This window comes from Nocardioides sp. Soil774, from assembly GCF_001428125.1.
GTDB lineage: Bacteria > Actinomycetota > Actinomycetes > Propionibacteriales > Nocardioidaceae > Nocardioides.
Map to the genome: position 1 here is coordinate 60,580 of NZ_LMSM01000009.1, position 18,045 is coordinate 78,624.

Here is an 18,045-nt window from a genome sequence, read left to right on the forward strand (position 1 = left end):
CACTTCACTACGGATCGTCCGGCACGTACCTGCCGGTGAAGGAGCAGAAAATGGCATCAGTGACGTTCGAGAAGGCCCAGCGGTGGTATCCCGGGGCCGATGAACCAGCAGTTCCGGGCATCGACCTCGAGATCAAGGACGGCGAGTTCATGGTGCTCGTCGGCCCCTCGGGCTGCGGCAAGTCCACCACCCTGCGCATGCTGGCGGGGCTGGAGGAGGTCAACGACGGCAAGATCTTCATCGGTGACCGCGAGGTGACCAACATGCCGCCCAAGGACCGCGACATCGCGATGGTCTTCCAGAACTACGCGCTCTACCCGCACATGTCGGTCGAGGAGAACATGGCGTTCTCGCTCAAGATGGCCAAGGTGCCGGCCGAGGAGCGCAAGAAGCGCGTCGCCAAGGCGGCCGAGATCCTGCAGCTGACCGACTACCTCCAGCGCAAGCCCAAGGCCCTGTCGGGTGGTCAGCGCCAGCGCGTCGCCATGGGCCGCGCGATCGTCCGCGCGCCGCAGGTCTTCTGCATGGACGAGCCGCTGTCCAACCTCGACGCCAAGATGCGCGTCGCGACCCGCACCGACATCGCCCGGCTGCAGCAGGACCTCGGCGTCACCACCGTCTACGTCACCCACGACCAGGTCGAGGCCATGACGATGGGCGACCGCGTCGCGGTGATGAAGCTCGGCGTGCTCCAGCAGGTCGACACCCCGCTGAAGCTCTACGACAAGCCCGCCAACCTGTTCGTCGCCGGCTTCATCGGCTCGCCGCAGATGAACCTCCTCGAGGGCGTCGCCGCCGAGGACGGCACCGTCAAGGTCGGTGGCTACGCCGTCCCGGTCGACCCCACCGCGGAGCGCAAGATGCGCGGCAACGTGACCGTCGGCGTGCGTCCGGAGAACTGGCGCCTGGTCACCGCGGACGAGGGCGGCCTGCCGGTCAAGGTGACGGTCGTCGAGGAGCTCGGCGCGGACAGCTTCGTCTACGGCACCTCCGACGTGGAGGGTGTGCCCTCCAACATCATCATCCGCGTCGCCGGCCGCCGGGCACCGATGAAGGGCGAGGTCCTCCACGTCACGACCGACCCCCAGCACGTCCACGTGTTCGACACCGAGTCGGGCGAGCGCCTCTCCGACTGAGTCGTCGCACGGCACCACCACCGAGGCCCCGGGAGCAGCGCTCCCGGGGCCTCGTGCGTCCGCTCGTCAGGCGTGGACGGCCAGGCGTCGGAAGCGGGCCGTGCCGCCCTCGGCGACGACCTCGATCCCTGTGCTGTCCGGGTCGGGGAAGACCTGGTCGGTCAGCACCACCTCGCCGTCGGCGAGGAACACCTCGACCGAGGCCACGTCGACGACCACCTCGAGCCGCACGGCGCCGGGGTCGTCCGGCAGCCGTGCCGTGTGCACCGCCGCGAAGTCGGGGTGCACCTCGACGGTGCCCGAGGACGTCCGGTCGAGCGCCACCGCGCCGTCGCGGTCGACCCACACGGTGGTGCGCTCGCCGGGCCCGACCCTCACGTGCAGCCCGGCACGTCGCGCGGTGCCGAGGTCGATCTCCGCCACCACCCGGCAGGTGCGGGCGGCGACCGGCAGGGCGAGCGCGCGGTCGACCTCGAGGTCGGCGGCGGCGTACGTCTGCGCACCTGGTCGCACGACCGGGCGCTGCACCAGCACCAGCTCCGCGCCGCGCCGGCGCAGCGAGAGGCGGCGCGCCAGCGTCATCGAACCGCGGAAGTCGCGGGCGGGGACCTTGTCGGCGTAGCGCCAGTTGCTCATCCAGGCCTGGACGACCGGCTGCGGCCCGACGTCGCCTGCGTAGGAGATCGCGGCGTAGAAGTCGGCGCCGTGGTCCATCCAGCGGGCCGGCTGGGTGCTGCGGAACCCGTCGTCGTCGAGCACGCCCACGAAGTACTGCATGCCCGACCCGCCCGCGGGCGCGCCGTCGGAGACGCTCACGAGCAGGACGTCGGCGTGCTGCGAGGTGCCCTCGACCGGCACCCGGACCAGGTCGGGGCACTCCCAGTCGGCGTCCACGTGGCCCTCGGGGCCGAACGTGGAGTGGTGGGTCCATCGCAGCAGGTCGGGGGAGCGGTAGAGCTCGACCACGTGCTCGTCGGCGCGCACCAGCACCATCGCCCAGCCGTCGCCGTGGCGCAGGACCTTGGGGTCGCGGAACGAGGTGGACCCGACGTCCAGCACCGGGTTGGCGGCGTACGCCGTCCACGTGCGGCCGCGGTCGCTGCTGTGCGCCACGCACTGGGACTGCGCGCCGGTGGCCGGGTCGAAGCCGGTGTAGAGGGCGACCAGCGGGCCGGTCGCGCCGGAGTCGAGCCCCGAGGTGTTCGCGGCGTCGTGCACCACGCTGCCCGACCAGGCGTGCTGCACGTCGGTGGCCGCGATGGCGGTGGGCAGCTCGGTCCAGTCGATGAGGTCGGTGCTGACCGCGTGCCCCCACGAGATCGGGCCGTGCACCAGATCACCCGGGTTGTGCTGGAAGAAGAGGTGGAGCTCGCCCTCGTGGAGCAGCAGCCCGTTGGGGTCGTTGAGCCAGCCCCGCACCGGCGTGAAGTGGTCGCGCGGGCGCACGGACGCATCGAAGCTCACGACGGTCCAGACTAGGTGCGAGCCAGTGACGAGCGGGACCGATGTCGCCATACTGTCTCGCGTGGACGGGTCCGACGCAGGCTTCGAGAGCCGCCTCCAGCAGTGGACCCCCGACCTGCTGCGCACCCTCGAGCGCGTCTACGGCGCCGAGGCCGCACCCGACATCGCCGACCGGCTCGTCGAGGTCGCCCGCGCCGCCCACGGGGCCAGGGCTGACGACCTCCGCGCCCTCGACGACCTCCGCCTGCGCGAGCCCGACTGGTTGCAGCGGCCCTCGATGGTCGGCTACGCCGCCTACGCCGACCGCTTCGCCGGCACGCTGCGCGGGGTCGGTGAGCAGACGGCGTACCTCCAGGAGCTGGGGGTGGGCTACCTCCACCTCATGCCGCTGCTGACCCCGCGCCCCGCGCCCAACGACGGCGGCTACGCCGTCATGGACTACCGCTCCGTGCGCCCCGACCTCGGCACCGTCGAGGACCTGCGCGAGCTCGCCTCGACCCTGCGCGCCGCCGGCATCAGCCTGTGCCTCGACCTGGTGCTCAACCACGTCGCGCGCGAGCACGAGTGGGCGGGGGCGGCGCGGTCCGGCGACGCAGCGCGGCGCGCGTTCTTCCACGTCCACCCGGACCGCGCGGTGCCGGACGCCTACGAAGCGACGCTGCCGGAGGTGTTCCCCGACTTCGCGCCGGGCAGCTTCACGTGGGACGACGAGCTCGACGGCTGGGTCTGGACGACGTTCAACGACTACCAGTGGGACGTCAACTGGTCGAACCCCGACGTGCTCGTGGAGTACGCCGACATCATCCTGGGCCTGGCCAACCTCGGCGTGGAGGTGCTGCGCCTCGACGCGATCGCCTTCATCTGGAAGCGGATGGGCACCGACTGCCAGAACCAGCCCGAGGTGCACGAGCTGACCCGCGCGCTGCGCACGGTGGCCCGCATCGCCGCCCCGGCGCTGGCGTTCAAGGCCGAGGCGATCGTCGGCCCGGCCGACCTGCCGGCCTACCTCGGCGTCGGCGAGCACGCCGGCAAGGTGAGCGACCTCGCCTACCACAACGGCCTGATGGTGCAGGTGTGGTCGATGCTCGCCTCCGGTGACGTCGCGCTCGCGACCCGGGCGCTGCAGCAGCTGCCCCCGCCGCCGTCCACCACCGCGTGGATCACCTACGTCCGCTGCCACGACGACATCGGGTGGGCGATCGCCGACGAGGACGCGCGCGCGGTGGGCATCGACCCGTTCGCGCACCGCAGGTTCCTCTCCGACTGGTACTCCGGGGCCTTCCCGGGGTCGTGGGCGCGCGGGCTGGTGTTCCAGCACAACGAGGCCACCGGCGACCGCCGCATCTCGGGCACGACGGCGTCGCTGGCCGGTCTCGAGGCGGGCGACCCCGGCGCGGCGGCCCGCATCCTGCTGGCGCACGCGATCGTGTGCTCCTTCGGCGGCATCCCGGTCGTGTGGATGGGCGACGAGCTCGCGCTGCTCAACGACCGGGGCTGGGCCGACGACCCCGCCCACGCCGGCGACAACCGCTGGGTGCACCGGCCGCGGATGCCCTGGGAGCTCGTCGAGGAGGGCGCCGACCCGGCCGGCATCGGCTCCGGGCTGCGGCACCTCGTCGACGTACGGTCCCGGCTGTCGCAGCTGCACGCGGCCGTGCCGACCGAGGTCTGGGACCCGCGCGACCCGCACGTGCTGCTGGTCGTGCGTCGCCACCCCGGCGGCCCGCTGCTCGCCGCCCACAACGTCTCCGGCGGGGAGGCGTGGGTCGCCGCCGACGTGCTGCTGTGGCTGGGCCTCGACCCCGCCGGCCTCCACGACGCGCTCACGGGAGGGGCGCCGGTCGTGGTCGACGGCGCCGTGCGCCTCGGACCCTACGCCGCCGCCTGGCTGCACGCGACGCCCTGAGGCGCGAGGGTGCCGCTAGGGTTTGGCGCACGCAGCACCGCCAACGCCTGAGCCTCCGAGAGGACCCGTCGTGACTCGCTGGATCGCGCCCGGACGCATCAACCTGATCGGTGAGCACACCGACTACAACGACGGTTTCGTCCTCCCGTTCGCGCTCGAGGTGGGCTGCACCGCGACCCTGTCGCCGGCCACCGAGGGCTGGTCGGTCACCTCGGCGCAGGCCCCCGGCGAGGTCGTCGTACAGCCCTCCGGCCTGGCCGGTCGGGAGCAGGTGCCCGACTGGGCGGCGTACGTCCTGGGCGCGCTGTGGCTGCTCCACGACGACGGCGTCGAGGTGCCGCCGATGCGCATCGAGGTCGACTCCGACGTTCCCACCGGCGCAGGGCTCTCGTCGTCCGCGGCCTTGGTGTGCTCGGTCGTGTGCGCCCTCGACGACCACCTCGGCCTCGGCCTCGGGCCCGACGGCCTGCTCGCGCTGAGCCGGCGGGTGGAGAACGACGCCGTGGGCGCCCCGACCGGCGGGATGGACCAGCTGGCGAGCCTGCGCGGCGAGGCCGGTCACGTGCTCTTCTGCGACATGCGCGACCTCACCGCGCAGTCGGTGCCCTTCGCCCCGGCCGACTCAGGCCTGGCCGTCCTCGTCGTCGACACCCGCGCGCCGCACCGCCACGCCGACGGCGAGTACGCCGCCCGCCGCACCGGCTGCGAGGAGGCCGCCCGCCGCCTCGGCGTCCCGGCGCTGCGCGACGTCGCCGAGGCCGACCTCGACGACGCGCTGTCCCGCCTCGACGACGAGGAGCTCGAGCGCTACGTGCGCCACGTCGTCACCGAGGACGCCCGCGTGCTGGCGGCCGTCGAGGTGCTGCGCGGCGGCCGGGTCGAGGACCTCGGGCCCCTGCTCACCGCCTCGCACGCCTCCATGCGCGACGACTTCCGGATCACCGTCCCCGAGGTCGACACGGCCGTGGAGGCGCTGCTCGCCTCCGGCGCGCTGGGCGCGCGGATGACCGGCGGCGGCTTCGGCGGCTGCGTGATCGGACTGGTGCCCGAGGCCGCGCTCGACGCGGCGGGCGACGGCGTACGCCGTGCCTTCGCCGACGCGGGCTTCGGCGATCCGGCGCTCTTCACCGCCGCTCCGGCGGCGGGGGCGCGGGCGTTGGTTTCCCCGGATATCCGGGGAAACTGAAGCCTCACCCCCGAAACTTCGCACTGGAAGCTCCAGTTTCCCCGGATATCCGGGGATCGCGACAGCGGGTCAAGAGGCCCGGTCGGCGGTGCGCGCGATCGCCTCGACGAAGGTCTCGAACAGCTCGGGCGGCAGGTCGTGGCCCATGCCCTCGACCAGCAGCAGCTCGGCGCCCGGGATCGCGGCCGCGGTGGAGCGGCCGCCGCTGACGTGGACCATCTTGTCGGCCGTGCCGTGCACCACCAGGGCCGGCACGCGCAGGCTGCGCAGCCGCGGCGTGCGGTCGGGCTGCTTGAGGATGGCCATCATGTGGCGCATCATCCCGCTGGCGCTGTAGCCGCGGTCGAAGGTCTCGCCGGCGCGCGCGGTCAGCCGCTCGGGGTCGGCGGGCCAGCCGGGGGAGCCGATCACGGCCCAGAAGGCGACGCTCGTCTCGACGTACGACTCGCGGCCGGGCTTGCGTGGCGCGATGAGCGACGGGATCAGGCGCGGGTCCTGCCAGCCCACGGTGCGCCGGCCGGTCGTCGACATGATGCTCGTCAGCGAGCGGACCCGCCGCGGGTGCTCGATCGCGACGGTCTGGGCGATCATGCCGCCCATCGAGATCCCGGCGACGTGTGCGGAGTCGACGCCGAGGTGGTCCATCAGCGCCACCGCGTCGCCGGCGAGGTCGCTCATCGTGTAGGGCGCCTTGACCTTGCGTCCGCCGAAGGCGCGCACCAGCTGGCCGCGGGTGACCCGGGCGCGGATGCGGCTCGAGCGGCCGGTGTCGCGGTTGTCGTAGCGCACGACGTAGAAGCCCTCGGTCGCGAGCATCCGGCACAGCTCGGTGTCCCACCAGGTCATCGGTCCGCCGAGCCCCATCACGAGGAGCAGCGGCTCGCCGTCGGGGTCGCCGAAGGTCTGGTAGCACAGCTCGACCTCCGCGCCGACCGGAGCGAAGAGCTCCTCGGACACGGCGGGCGCCTCGGAGGGGGCTCGTCGCTCAGGCATGTGCCCAGTGAACACGACGACGGCGCACCAGAGTGGGTACGGGGGCGCCACGTCCCCCATTGCATGGGGGTTCTGGGCTAGGTTCGACGATTGTGACCCAGCGCACAGTGGCGTCGTTCCTGACCCCGGAGGGCTTCTCGCAGCCGTCCGCGGGCGCCGTGCTGCGCGAGGGCTCGCTGCTGACGGAGGCCTCGCGCTACGCCCTGCACGCCGTCGCGGGTCGCGGCGCTCGACGTCGTACGCCGCTGGGCGCGCGTCCGGCGCGGATGGGCGAGCCGGTGCTGCTGGTCCCCGGGTTCCTGGCCGGCGACTCCTCGCTCGCACCGATGAGTCGCACCCTGCGCCACGAGGGTTTCCGCACCTACCGGGCCGACATCCGCGTCAACGTCGGCTGCACGCTCGCCGCGGCCGCGCAGCTGGAGGAGCGGCTCGAGGAGATCTCGCAGCGACGCGGCGCGCGAGTGCGGATCGTGGGCCACAGCCTCGGCGGCATGCTCGCCCGCGGCGTCGCGGCGCGGCGCCCCGACCTCGTCTCGGGCATCGTCACGATGGGCAGCCCGATGCTGGCGCCCGGCGCGCACCACGCCTCGCTCGCGCGCAGCGTCGACCTGTTGGTGCGGCTCAACCGCGCCGGCCTGCGCAACCTGATGGCCGAGGACTGCGTGGCCGGCCGCTGCGCGCAGGAGAGCTTCGACCAGGCGCGCGCGGTGCTGCCCGCCGGCGTCGACTTCACCGCGATCTTCTCCCGGCGTGACGGCATCGTCGACTGGCGCGCCTGCATCGACCCGGTCGCCCGCGCCGTCGAGGTGCGCTCCTCGCACGTCGGCATGGCCTTCGACCCGGTCGTCATCGCGGCGGTGTCGGCCGCGCTGCGACCGGCGGTGCTGCCGTCAGTTGTCGAAGTCGATCGTGGAGAGATCGCGTAGCTTCGAGAGCCGGTGCTCGGCGGTGATCGATCGCACCGTGCCGCTGCGCGAGCGCATCACCAGCGAGTGCGTGGTGATGCCGTCGCCGCGGTAGCGCACGCCGCGCATCAGCTCGCCGTCGGTGATGCCGGTGGCCACGAAGAAGGCGTCGTCACCGGTCACCAGGTCGTCGGTGCCGAGCACGAAGTCGGGGTCGAGGTCGTGCCCGGCGTCGAGGGCGCGCTGGCGCTCCTCGTCGTCCTGGGGCCACAGCTTGCCCTGGATCTTGCCGCCGATGCACTTCATCGCGCACGCCGCGATGATGCCCTCCGGGGTGCCGCCGACGCCGAGCATCAGGTCGATGCCGGTGTCGGGACGGGCCGCCATGATCGCGCCGGCGACGTCGCCGTCGGTGATGTACTTGATGCGCGCCCCGGTGGCACGGATCTGCTCGACGAGGCCGGCGTGGCGCGGCCGGTCGAGCAGCACGACGGTGACGTCGTGGACCGACAGGCCCTTGGCCTTGGCCACGCGGGCGATGTTCTCCTTCACCGGGAGCCGGATGTCGACCTGGTCGGCGGCCTCGGGGCCGGTGACGAGCTTGTCCATGTAGAACACCGCGCTCGGGTCGTACATCGTGCCGCGCGGCGACACCGCGAGCACCGCGATCGCGTTGTTCATGCCCTTGGCGGTCAGCGTGGTGCCGTCGATCGGGTCGACGGCCACGTCGCACTCGGGGCCGGTGCCGTCACCGACCTGCTCGCCGTTGAAGAGCATTGGGGCGTTGTCCTTCTCGCCCTCGCCGATCACCACGGTGCCGCGCATGCCGATCGTGGAGATCATGTCGCGCATCGCCGCGACCGCGACGCCGTCGGCGTCGTTCTTGTCGCCGCGTCCCACCCAGCGACCTGCGGCCATGGCGGCTGCCTCGGTGACCCGAACGAGCTCGAGGGCGAGGTTGCGGTCGGGCTTGGGAGCGCTCATGGCGCACAGGTTAACGGCCCGCCGCGTAGCGGCTGACGGCCGTCGCCTTGGCCGAGAGCCACACCTCGCGACCCGGCACGAGCTCGAGCTCGGCGGCTGCGGCCGGCGTGACGTCGGCGAGGAGGTCGGGCTCGGCGTGCACCATCAGGCGTACGGCGTCGCCGTGCGGCGCGAGGGTGCCGACCGGGCCGTGCCAGTGCAGCCGCGACGACCCCTCGGGCTCGGCGAGCGACACCGTCACGGCGTCCGGCGTGAAGGCGATCAGGTCGTCGCCGTCGCTGACCAGGTTGAGCCCGACCAGCCGCGCGACGTGCGCGGTCCGCGGCTGCGCGGCGACCTCGTGGGGAGCCCCGACCTGGGCCACCCGGCCCTCGTCGAGCACGAGCACGCGGTCGGCGAGCGTGAGTGCGTCGATCGCGTCGTGGGTGACGAGCAGGACGACGCCGGGGAAGTCGCGCAGGTGGCGGCCGAGCTCGATGCGCAGCGCCATCTGCACCGACACGTCGAGGCCGGTGAAGGGCTCGTCGAGCAGCAGCACGTCGGGCTCGGTGGCCAGCGCCCGGGCGATGGCGACGCGCTGGGCCTGCCCGCCCGACAGCTCGCGCGGCTTGCGGCCGGCGAGGTCGCCGATGCCGAAGCGCTCCAGCCACTCCCGCGCCACTGCGTCTGCGGCGGCGCGGGCCGTGCCGCGGGACCGGAGGCCGAACGCGACGTTGTCGAGGGCGCTCAGGTGCGGGAAGAGCAGCTGGCCCTGGAAGACGAGCCCCACCCGACGCTCGCGCACCGGCAGGGCGAGCAGGTCGGTGCCGCCGATCCGGGCGTGCCCCTCGACGTCGACCAGGCCCGCGACGGCGTGGAGCAGCGACGACTTGCCGGCGCCGTTGGGCCCGATCACCGCGAGCGTCTCGCCGGGCGCGACGGTGAACGCCGCCTCCACCCGGTCGGCGACCCGCAGGTCGGCCTCGAGGGGGGTGGTCACGAGGTGCCCAGCCAGTGGTCGCTGAGCGCCACCAGCACGCCGATCGACACCAGCAGCATGACCAGGCTCAGCGACAGCGCGGCGTCCTGGTCGGACTGACGGGTGACGTAGATGAGGGTCGGCATGGTCTGCGTGGTGCCGGGGTAGTTGCCGTTGAAGGTGATCGTCGCGCCGAACTCGCCCAGCGAGCGTGCCCAGCCCAGGACCGTCCCGGCGACCACGCCGGGCATTGCCAGCGGCACGGTGACCCGGCGGAAGGTCGTCCAGCGGGTCGCGCCGAGGGTCGCGGCAGCCGCGTCGTACCTCGGGTCGGCCGAGCGCAGCGCCCCCTCGATCGCGATCACCACGAAGGGCATCGACACGAAGACGTGCGCCAGCACCACGCCGTACGTCGTGAACGGGAAGGCGAAGCCGGTCCAGGCGAGGAGTGGCTCGCCGACCACTCCGGTGCGGCCGAACGCCGCCCGCAGCGCCACGCCCGCGACGACCGGGGGGAGCACGAGGGGAACGGTGACCAGGGCGCGCAGCGCGCCCCGTCCGGCGAAGTCCACGCGGGCCAGCAGCCACGCCAGCGGCAGGCCGAGCACGAGGCACACGACGATCGCCACCGTCGAGGTGACCAGCGACAGTCGCAGCGCGTCGAGGGCGGCCGTCGAGGTGAGGTGGTCGGGCAGCGCGCGCCAGTCGGTGCTGGCGACCATCGCGACGAGCGGGACGAGCAGCAGCAGCGTGGCGAGTGCCGCCGGCACCACCAGGAGCGCGGGCGGGCGGCCGAGTCGGTCGCTCACGGGCTGCCGAAACCGGCGTCGCGCAGGATCGCCTGCCCCTCGTCCGACGTCACCCACGTGACCCAGTCGGCCGCGAGCCCGGGGTCGCCTGCCTGCTCCAGGGTCGTGGCGTAGTAGGACGTCGGCTCGTCCTCGGCGCCGGGGATCTCGATCGCGTCGACGTCGTCACCGGCAGCGACCGCGTCGGTCGCGTAGACCAGCCCGGCATCGGCCTCGCCCGAGATGACCTTGTCCAGCGTGGAGCGCACGTCCTCCTCCAGGCTGGCGGGCTCGGCGGTGACGCCGTGGTCGTCGAGCACGGCGAGCGCGACCTTGCCGCACGGCACCTCGTCGGCGCAGCGCACCCAGGTGGAGCCGGCGAGGTCGTCGAGGGACTCGATGCCCGCCGGGTTGCCCTTCGGCACCACGATGGTGAGCACGTTGGTCGCGAACGTCGCCACGTCGCCGGTCACGCCCGCGTCCTCGGCGATCCCCATGGAGGTGGAGTCGGCCGTGGCCAGGACGTCACCCGGAGCACCGTCCGCGACCTGCTCGGCGAGGTCGGTGCTCGAGCCGAAGGAGAAGGTGACGTCGACGTCGTGGTCCTCCTCGAAGGGCGTGGCCAGCTGGGCGAAGACGTCGGTGAGCGACGAGGCCGCGAGCACGGTCAGCTCGCCGTGGGCGCCCGGCCCCGCGCCGTCGTCGGCCGCGCCCCCGCAGGCAGCGAGGGGGAGCAGCAGCACGAGCACGGCCAGGCGCTTCACTGCGGCACCTCCACGACGACGTTGGTCGACTTCACGCTCGCGATCGCCCGCACGCCCGGCTCGAGGCCGAGCTCGTCGGCGGCGTCGCTGCTCATCAGCGACACCACCCGGTAGGGGCCGCAGATCATCTCGACCTGCGCCATCACGTGGTCCTTCTTGACCCGCGTGACGATGCCCGCCATCCGGTTGCGCGCGCTGACCGTGCTGGCCCGCGTGCGGTCGCGCTCGGCGACCTCGCCAGACTCGGCCAGGTGCTCGGCGAGCTCGGCGAGGTCGTGGCCCGTCACCGTCGTGCGGCCGTCGGTGCGCTGCGAGGGGATCCGCCCGGCGTCGACCCAGCGGCGTACGGTGTCGTCGCTGACGGCCAGGATCTCTGCGGCCTCCGCGAGTCGGTAGGTGATCACGAAGTGAGTATGCCGCACCCGCGGATCACATGTGCGATGTCCTCACCGCACCTGCGGTTCTTGTGACCCATGCCGCCTCCCGATAGTCCGCATCAGACGGCTTCTCTGGACGCGCTCGGGACGAGCCGATTGATGCGGACTACCGGGGGGCTGGGAGGATGAGGCACGTGAGTGGGCAAGGACGACCGAGCCGGTACAACCGCTCGTTCAACGGCATGGTCGGGGCTCTCATCGTCACGGTGCTGTTCGTGGTCAGCTTCGTGGTCTGGCGCGGCCTGTTCCGCACCGACGTCGACGACACCCCCGTCGCGGTGGACTGGCAGGAGAGCGTGAAGCTCGCCGAGCAGGCCGACCTGCGCGTGGTGCACCCCCGGGCGCTGCCCGACGGGTGGACGGCGACCAGCACCGACCTGTCCGCCGGCGACGACCCGCGCTGGGCCCTCGGCGTGCTCACCGCGGAGGGCGACTTCGTCGGCATCCGCCAGCAGGACTCCTCCGTCGACGACCTCGTGGACCTCTACGTCGACGAGGAGGCCGAGCAGGGCGACGACGCGCAGGTGACCTCGGAGGTCGCCGACACGTGGCAGACCTTCTCCGACGACGGCGGCGACCACGGCTTCGCCGCCGAGATCGGTGACGAGGCGGTGCTGGTCTACGGCTCCGCGCCGGTCGACGAGATCGAGGCCTACCTCGGGACGCTCACCCGCTGACGTACGTCGCTCAGTCGGCGTCCTCGGCGCCGATCGCCTCGTCGAGACGGGTGCGCGCGCCGTCGAGCCAGGCCTGGCAGACCTTGGCGAGCGCCTCGCCGCGCTCCCACAGTGCGAGCGACTCCTCGAGGGTGGTGCCGCCGGCCTCGAGGGTGCGGACGACCTCGACGAGCTCCTCGCGCGCCTCCTCGTAGGTGGGGGCGTCGGTGGGGGCGCCGGTGGGGGTGGCGTCACTCATGGGGGTCCTCCTCGACCGGGGTGGCTGCTGGGGATTCGGCTTCGGTGCGGTCCGTGGTGGCGTGGATGCGGCCGTCGGCCACCCGCACCGACACCGCTGTGCCGGCGACCGCCTGGGTGACGGACGTGATGACGTGGCCGTCGGCGTCCTGGAGCACCGAGTAGCCCCGCTGCAGGGTCGCGAGCGGGGAGAGTGCCCGGGCCCGGGCCCGCTGGTGGCCGATGTCGTCGGCGGCGCGGTCCAGGCGGTGCGAGAGCGTCCGGCGCGCGCGGGCCAGCAGCTCGTCGACCTCCTCGGACCGTGCGGTGAGCAGGTTGCGCGGGTCGGCCATCGCGGGGCGCGAGCGGAGCTGGACCAGCCACTCCTGCTCCCGCGCGATGCGCTGCGCGACGACCTGGCGCAGCCGGTCGCGGGCCCACGTCACCCCGTGCGCCTCCTCGGCCATGTCGGGCACGACGAGCTTGGCGGCGTCGGTGGGGGTGGAGGCGCGCACGTCGGCGACCAGGTCGAGCAGCGGCTGGTCGGGCTCGTGCCCGATGGCGGAGACCACGGGCGTGCGCATGGCGTGCACGGCGCGGATGAGGGCCTCGTCGGAGAAGGGGAGGAGGTCCTCGATCGAGCCGCCGCCTCGCGCGACGACGATGACGTCGACGTCCGCGTTGCGCTCGAGCCGGTCGAGGGCCTCCATGACCTCGGCCGCCGACCGGGTGCCCTGCATGGCGGCGTAGGCCACCTCGAAGCGCACCGCCGGCCAGCGTCGGCGCGCGTTCTCCAGGACGTCGCGCTCGGCGGCGCTGTTGGGTGCGGTGACCAGCCCGACCCGGCCGGGCAGGAAGGGCAGGTCGCGCTTGCGCTCGGGGGCGAAGAGCCCCTCCGCCGCGAGGAGCTGGCGGCGGCGCTCGAGCCGGGCGAGCAGCTCGCCGAGCCCGATCATGCGGATCTCGCGAGCGGCCAGGGAGAACGAGCCACGGTTGGCGTAGAAGCTGGGACGCGCGTGGACCACGACGCTCGCCCCCTCCACGAGGGGCGGGTTCATCGAGTCGAAGAGCGAGCGCGGGCACGTGAGGGTGACCGAGATGTCGGCGACGGTGTCGCGCAGCGTCATGAAGACGGTGTTGACCCCGGGGCGACGGTTGACCTGGGCGATCTGCCCCTCGACCCACACGCCGCCGAGCTTGTCGATCCATTGCGACACCGCGTTGGCCACGGCCCGCACCGGGGCCGGGGACTCGGCCGTGGCGTCGCGGAGTGAGGGCACGCGGCGAGGATAGGGGAGGGGTCGGACACGCCCGTAGACTCGACCCCATGACGACAGACCTCGGCCTGCCCCCGGTGCTCGACCCCGAGAGCGCGAAGAACGTGCTGCTGGCGGCTCCCCGCGGCTACTGCGCCGGCGTCGACCGTGCCGTCATCACGGTCGAGAAGGCGCTCGACCTCTACGGCGCCCCGGTCTACGTGCGCAAGCAGATCGTGCACAACAAGCACGTCGTGGCCAACCTCGAGGCACGCGGCGCGATCTTCGTCGAGGAGCTCGACGAGGTGCCCGCCGGGCACACCGTCGTCTTCTCCGCCCACGGCGTCTCGCCCGCGGTGCACGCGCAGGCCGCCGAGCGCGGCCTCAAGACGATCGACGCCACCTGCCCGCTGGTGACCAAGGTGCACCACGAGGCCCGTCGCTTCGCCAGCGACGACTACGACATCCTGCTGATCGGCCACGCCGGGCACGAGGAGGTCGAGGGCACCGCGGGCGAGGCGCCGGAGCACATCCAGCTCGTCGAGAGCCCCGCCGACGTGGCCGGCATCGTCGTACGCGATCCCGCGAAGGTCGCCTGGCTCTCGCAGACCACGCTCAGTGTCGACGAGACGCTGGAGACGGTCGCCGCGATCCGGGAGCGTTTCCCGCTGCTGCTCGACCCGCCGAGCGACGACATCTGCTACGCCACCCAGAACCGCCAGCTCGCGGTCAAGGAGATCTCGCCGAGCGCCGACCTGGTGATCGTGGTCGGCTCGCGCAACTCCTCCAACTCCGTGCGCCTGGTCGAGGTGGCCCTCGAGGCCGGCGCGAAGGCGTCCTACCTCGTCGACGACCACACCGAGATCGACGAGGCCTGGCTCGACGGCGTGGAGACCGTGTCGGTCACCTCGGGCGCGTCGGTCCCGGAGGACCTGGTCGAGGGGGTGCTCGCGTTCCTCTCCGAGCGCGGCTACCCCGACGCCCGCGCGGTGCACTCGGCCGAGGAGTCGCTGATCTTCGCGCTGCCGCCGGAGCTGCGCCGTGACCTGCGCGCCGCCCAGGGTGCCGCGCGGAAGGCCTGAGACGGATGGCCCGCTTCCTCGACATCCACCCCGACAACCCGCAGCCGCGGCTGGTCACCCAGGTCGTCGAGGCGCTGCGCGACGACCAGCTGATCGCCTACCCCACCGACTCCGGCTACGCCCTCGGCGCGCAGCTGGGCAACCGCGAGGGCCGCGACCGGATCCTCCGGATCCGCGAGCTCGACGACCGGCACCACTTCACGCTCATGTGCAAGGACTTCTCGCAGCTGGGCCAGTTCGTGCACGTCGACAACAACGCCTTCCGGGCGATCAAGGCGTCGACCCCGGGCCCCTACACGTTCATCCTGCCCGCCACCGGCGAGGTGCCGAAGCGGCTGATGCACCCCAAGAAGCGCACCGTCGGCGTCCGCATCCCCGAGCACACGCTGGTCTGCGCGCTGCTCGAGGAGCTCGGCGAGCCGATCCTCACCAGCACGCTGATCCTGCCCGGCGAGACCGAGGCGCGGACCATGGGCTGGGAGATCAAGGAGGACCTCGACCACGTCGTCGACATCGTCATCGAGTCGGGCGAGGTGACCGCGGAGCCCACGTCGGTGATCGACTGGTCCGAGGCCGAGCCCGTCGTCGTACGCCGTGGGGCGGGCGACGTGTCGCGCTTCGAGGAGTGAGCGGTCATCCGGCCTGACCGAGCTCGCGCGTGAGCTCGGTGGCGATGTCGGCCTCGCCCTCGCGGTGCAGCCGCCAGCCGAGCCAGCCCAGGCAGAGGGCGTAGCCCACGCCGAGGGCGATGCCGTGCGTGGCCACCCCCGAGATGACCGCCTGCAGGACGCTGTCGCGCGGGTCGGCGACGGCGTCGCGGGCCACGAGGGCGACGAAGGTGAAGACGGCGGTCATCAGCAGCGGCGGCAGCAGCGCGACCAGGAAGAAGTCGCGACGGCGCACGAGTGCGGCGAGGCCCAGGCAGAGCGCCATGAAGCACAGGTCGAAGAACAGCGTGAGGCGTCCCACCAGGAGCACGTCGATGCTCACCGCGGTGAGGGCGAGCGCCACGCCGAGGGACACCACCTGGCGGCCGGGCTCGCGGCCGACCTGCCACCACGCCTGGGCCAGTGTCACGTCGCTCAACCTAGGACCGATCTCAGGCGCCCTCGGCGCGGCGCGCCGGTGCGTCGTCGCGCTGCCCGGCGAGGAGGTCGTCGAGCGTGGGCTCGTCGCGCGCGCTCGCGACATCGCCCAGCGCGGCCAGCTCGGGGGCCGCGGGTGAGCGCGGCACGGTCTCGACCTGGCGGGGGGCCTCCAGCGGTTCGGACGTGACCCCGAGATCGGCGAAGCGACGCGCCGAGACCAGCACGCGGCCCTCCAGCGAGCCCATCGCCTGGTTGTAGGCCACGACGCTGGCGTTGAGCGAGCGGCCGACCTTGTCGAGGTGGCCGGCCATCGAGGCGAGGCGGGCGTGCAGCTCCTGGCCCAGTCGCTGCACCTGGTGGGCCTGGGCGTTGAGCACCTCGTGCTGCCAGCCCTGCGCGACCGTGCGCAGCAGGGCGATCAGGGTGGACGGCGTGGCGAGCACGACGTTCTTCGCGGCGGCCTGCTCGATCAGGTCGGGCACCGCCTGGAGCCCCGCCTGCAGGATCGCCTCCCCGGGCAGGAACAGCACGACGAACTCCGGGGTGCTGCCCAACGCCTCCCAGTAGCGGCGGGAGCCGAGGTCGGCGACGTGCTTGCGCAGGTGCTCCCCGAGCCGGGTCAGGGCGTGGTCGTGCTCGGCCGGGTCGTCGGACCCGGTCAGGTCGAGAAAAGCGGCGAGCGGCGCCTTGGCGTCGACCGCGATCGTGCGGCCGCCGGCGAGAGAGACCACGAGGTCGGGGCGCAGCCGGCCGTCGTCGAAGCGCACCTGCTCGGCGAAGTCGCAGTGGTCGACGAGCCCGGCCAGCTCGACCGTGCGACGCAGGTGCAGCTCGCCCCACTGCCCGCGGACCTGCGGCTTGCGCAGCGCCGTGGCCAGGGTGGTCGTCTCGCGCCGCAGCGTCTCGGTGGACAGCCGCATGTCGGCCACCTGCTGGTGCAGCTGGGCCTGCCAGGCCACCCGGTCGTGGGCGAGGTCGCTGAGCTGGTCCTGGAGGCGCTCGAGCCCGTCCTGGACGACGGCGTGGTCGGCCACGCGCTGCTGCAGGGCGGCGACGGCCGCGTCGTCACCCGGTCGGCTGCGCGCCCACAGCACGCCGATGACGGCACCGAGAGCCAGACCGACGACGAGGACCAGCGCCAGGGTGAGCAGCAGGGGGAAGGTGTCCATGGGCCCAGCATGGACGGGCCCACCGACAGCGCGTGGGACGCAGGCGCGATCAGGCCAGCGCCGCCGATGCCTCGGTGAGGCGGTCCAGCTCGGCGGCACTGAGCTTCACGGCCGCCGACGCGACCAGCTCGTCGAGCTGGGCGACGGAGGTGGCCGAAGCGAGCGGTGCGACGACGTGGGGCCGCTCGCGCAGCCAGGCCAGCGCGACGCTCGCGGCGGCCACCCCGTGGTCGCGGGCGACCGCCTCGACGGTGTCGAGCAGGCCGAGGCCGTCGGGCGTGAGGAGCGGCTTCACGTTGGCGCCGCGAGCCCTGCCCTCGGTGTCGGCGTCGGTCCGGTACTTGCCGGACAGGAAGCCGCCGCCGAGCGCGCGGTAGGGCAGGACCGCGAGTCCGTCCTCGGCCACGACGGTGCCGAGACCCGTCTCGTAGGGCCGGCGGTGCACGAGGCTGTAGTGCGGCTGCAGCGCTACCGGTGCCGCGAGCCCGTGCCGGTCGGCGGCCCGGAGCCACTCGGTGACCACCTCGACGTCGAAGTTCGACAGCCCGACGGCGCAGACCTTCCCGGCCCGGACCAGCGCGTCGAACGCCGCCGCGCTCTCCTCGACGGGGGTCTTGTCGTCCTGGTAGTGCGCGAGACAGAGAGGTCGACGTGGTCGGTCCCGAGCCGGCGCAGCGACTCCTCGACCGCCGCCGTCACGACGGGGGCCGACAGCCCGTCGAAACGCGGGTGGTTGCCCACCTTGGTGACGACGACCATCCGGTCACGGCTGCCACGGCGTCGCATCCAGTCGCCGAGGATCGTCTCCGCGGCACCGCCGGAGTAGGTGTCCGCGGTGTCGACCAGGCTCCCGCCGGCCGCCTCGAACCGGTCGCGGGCCGCGTGGGACGCGTCGGCGTCCGTCGTCCGGCCGAAGGTGTTGGTGCCCAGTCCCAGCGGCAGGGGGAGCTCGTCGCCCCAGAGGCGGTCGGTCATCGTGTCTCCCCGAGGCTCGTCATGCGCCCACCCCACCACACGGCGCCGACAACCGTCCGGG

The 18,045-nt window shown here is 73.1% G+C and carries 20 protein-coding genes; 7 read left to right on the plus strand and 13 right to left on the minus strand.

The window, feature by feature from the left end:
- Positions 1-50: 50 nt before the first annotated feature.
- Positions 51-1,136: an ABC transporter ATP-binding protein gene (locus ASG76_RS14250; protein WP_056604614.1), complete on the plus strand. Its 1,086-nt coding sequence runs from the start codon at positions 51-53 to the stop codon at positions 1,134-1,136.
- 66 nt (positions 1,137-1,202) lie between these two features.
- Here the strand turns inward: ASG76_RS14250 and ASG76_RS14255 are convergent, their stop codons facing one another.
- The gene (locus ASG76_RS14255; RefSeq protein ID WP_056604616.1) at positions 1,203-2,600 is read right to left on the minus strand and encodes a glycoside hydrolase family 32 protein; all 1,398 of its coding nucleotides are present in this window, start codon (positions 2,598-2,600) and stop codon (positions 1,203-1,205) included.
- A gap of 277 nt (positions 2,601-2,877) precedes the next feature.
- Here ASG76_RS14255 and ASG76_RS14260 point away from each other — a divergent pair, with 277 nt between their 5' ends.
- Together ASG76_RS14260 and galK are read left to right on the plus strand one after the other, a co-directional pair.
- Positions 2,878-4,506, plus strand: a complete 1,629-nt coding sequence (locus ASG76_RS14260) for an alpha-amylase family protein (RefSeq protein WP_414858332.1) — start codon at positions 2,878-2,880, stop codon at positions 4,504-4,506.
- A 70-nt stretch (positions 4,507-4,576) separates the two neighbouring features.
- Positions 4,577-5,692, plus strand: a complete 1,116-nt coding sequence (galK, locus tag ASG76_RS14265; RefSeq protein ID WP_200948192.1) for a galactokinase — start codon at positions 4,577-4,579, stop codon at positions 5,690-5,692.
- Between the two features lie 69 nt (positions 5,693-5,761).
- On the opposite strand, the gene ASG76_RS14270 is transcribed toward galK, so the two are convergent.
- Positions 5,762-6,685, minus strand: coding sequence for an alpha/beta fold hydrolase (locus tag ASG76_RS14270; protein WP_056604623.1), 924 nt, complete (start codon positions 6,683-6,685; stop codon positions 5,762-5,764).
- Between the two features lie 92 nt (positions 6,686-6,777).
- On the opposite strand from ASG76_RS14270, the gene ASG76_RS14275 reads away from it, so the two are divergent.
- Entirely contained in the window at positions 6,778-7,611 is an 834-nt protein-coding gene (locus ASG76_RS14275; protein WP_157559129.1) for an esterase/lipase family protein, read from the plus strand.
- On the opposite strand, the gene glpX is transcribed toward ASG76_RS14275, so the two are convergent.
- Genes glpX through ASG76_RS14300 form a run of 5 tightly spaced genes read right to left on the minus strand, consistent with a single transcriptional unit; the run spans position 7,576 to position 11,488 of the window.
- Positions 7,576-8,574: a class II fructose-bisphosphatase gene (gene glpX / locus ASG76_RS14280; protein ID WP_056604628.1), complete on the minus strand. Its 999-nt coding sequence runs from the start codon at positions 8,572-8,574 to the stop codon at positions 7,576-7,578. The two genes, ASG76_RS14275 and glpX, sit on opposite strands and share 36 nt — an antisense overlap.
- 10 nt (positions 8,575-8,584) lie before the next feature.
- Positions 8,585-9,553 (minus strand): sulfate/molybdate ABC transporter ATP-binding protein, encoded by a 969-nt coding sequence (locus ASG76_RS14285; RefSeq protein WP_157559130.1) that lies wholly within the window; start codon positions 9,551-9,553, stop codon positions 8,585-8,587.
- The gene (locus ASG76_RS14290) at positions 9,550-10,341 is read right to left on the minus strand and encodes an ABC transporter permease (RefSeq protein ID WP_056604631.1); all 792 of its coding nucleotides are present in this window, start codon (positions 10,339-10,341) and stop codon (positions 9,550-9,552) included. Before ASG76_RS14290 ends, ASG76_RS14285 begins: the two co-directional genes overlap by 4 nt.
- Positions 10,338-11,084, minus strand: a complete 747-nt coding sequence (gene modA / locus ASG76_RS14295; protein WP_056604633.1) for a molybdate ABC transporter substrate-binding protein — start codon at positions 11,082-11,084, stop codon at positions 10,338-10,340. The genes ASG76_RS14290 and modA overlap by 4 nt, the downstream gene beginning before the upstream one ends.
- Positions 11,081-11,488: a TOBE domain-containing protein gene (locus tag ASG76_RS14300; protein ID WP_056604639.1), complete on the minus strand. Its 408-nt coding sequence runs from the start codon at positions 11,486-11,488 to the stop codon at positions 11,081-11,083. The genes modA and ASG76_RS14300 overlap by 4 nt, the downstream gene beginning before the upstream one ends.
- Before the next feature lie 167 nt (positions 11,489-11,655).
- Between ASG76_RS14300 and ASG76_RS14305 the strand changes: the two genes are divergently transcribed.
- Entirely contained in the window at positions 11,656-12,198 is a 543-nt protein-coding gene (locus tag ASG76_RS14305) for a DUF4245 domain-containing protein (protein WP_162254120.1), read from the plus strand.
- A gap of 10 nt (positions 12,199-12,208) precedes the next feature.
- Here ASG76_RS14305 and ASG76_RS14310 read toward each other — a convergent pair whose 3' ends face one another.
- Positions 12,209-12,436 carry an exodeoxyribonuclease VII small subunit gene (locus ASG76_RS14310; protein WP_056604644.1) on the minus strand — a complete coding sequence of 76 codons (228 nt, stop codon included), beginning with the start codon at positions 12,434-12,436 and terminating at the stop codon, positions 12,209-12,211.
- Positions 12,429-13,694 (minus strand): exodeoxyribonuclease VII large subunit, encoded by a 1,266-nt coding sequence (gene xseA / locus ASG76_RS14315; RefSeq protein WP_056604646.1) that lies wholly within the window; start codon positions 13,692-13,694, stop codon positions 12,429-12,431. Before xseA ends, ASG76_RS14310 begins: the two co-directional genes overlap by 8 nt.
- 47 nt (positions 13,695-13,741) lie before the next feature.
- Between xseA and ASG76_RS14320 the strand changes: the two genes are divergently transcribed.
- The gene (locus ASG76_RS14320) at positions 13,742-14,752 is read left to right on the plus strand and encodes a 4-hydroxy-3-methylbut-2-enyl diphosphate reductase (protein ID WP_056604649.1); all 1,011 of its coding nucleotides are present in this window, start codon (positions 13,742-13,744) and stop codon (positions 14,750-14,752) included.
- Positions 14,753-14,757: 5 nt separating this feature from the next.
- Positions 14,758-15,381, plus strand: a complete 624-nt coding sequence (locus ASG76_RS14325; RefSeq protein WP_056604653.1) for an L-threonylcarbamoyladenylate synthase — start codon at positions 14,758-14,760, stop codon at positions 15,379-15,381.
- Between the two features lie 4 nt (positions 15,382-15,385).
- Here the strand turns inward: ASG76_RS14325 and ASG76_RS14330 are convergent, their stop codons facing one another.
- From ASG76_RS14330 to ASG76_RS19770, 4 genes are read right to left on the minus strand one after another with little or no spacing between them, the layout of a single operon-like run.
- Positions 15,386-15,829, minus strand: coding sequence for a DUF6542 domain-containing protein (locus ASG76_RS14330; protein WP_056604655.1), 444 nt, complete (start codon positions 15,827-15,829; stop codon positions 15,386-15,388).
- 22 nt (positions 15,830-15,851) lie between these two features.
- Positions 15,852-17,009, minus strand: coding sequence for a DNA recombination protein RmuC (locus tag ASG76_RS14335; protein ID WP_056604658.1), 1,158 nt, complete (start codon positions 17,007-17,009; stop codon positions 15,852-15,854).
- Between the two features lie 49 nt (positions 17,010-17,058).
- On the minus strand, positions 17,059-17,586 hold the full coding sequence (locus tag ASG76_RS19765) for an aldo/keto reductase (protein WP_268788371.1): 528 nt from the start codon (positions 17,584-17,586) through the stop codon (positions 17,059-17,061).
- Positions 17,478-17,984, minus strand: a complete 507-nt coding sequence (locus tag ASG76_RS19770; RefSeq protein ID WP_268788369.1) for an aldo/keto reductase — start codon at positions 17,982-17,984, stop codon at positions 17,478-17,480. The genes ASG76_RS19765 and ASG76_RS19770 overlap by 109 nt, the downstream gene beginning before the upstream one ends.
- Between the last annotated feature and the right edge of the window lie 61 nt (positions 17,985-18,045).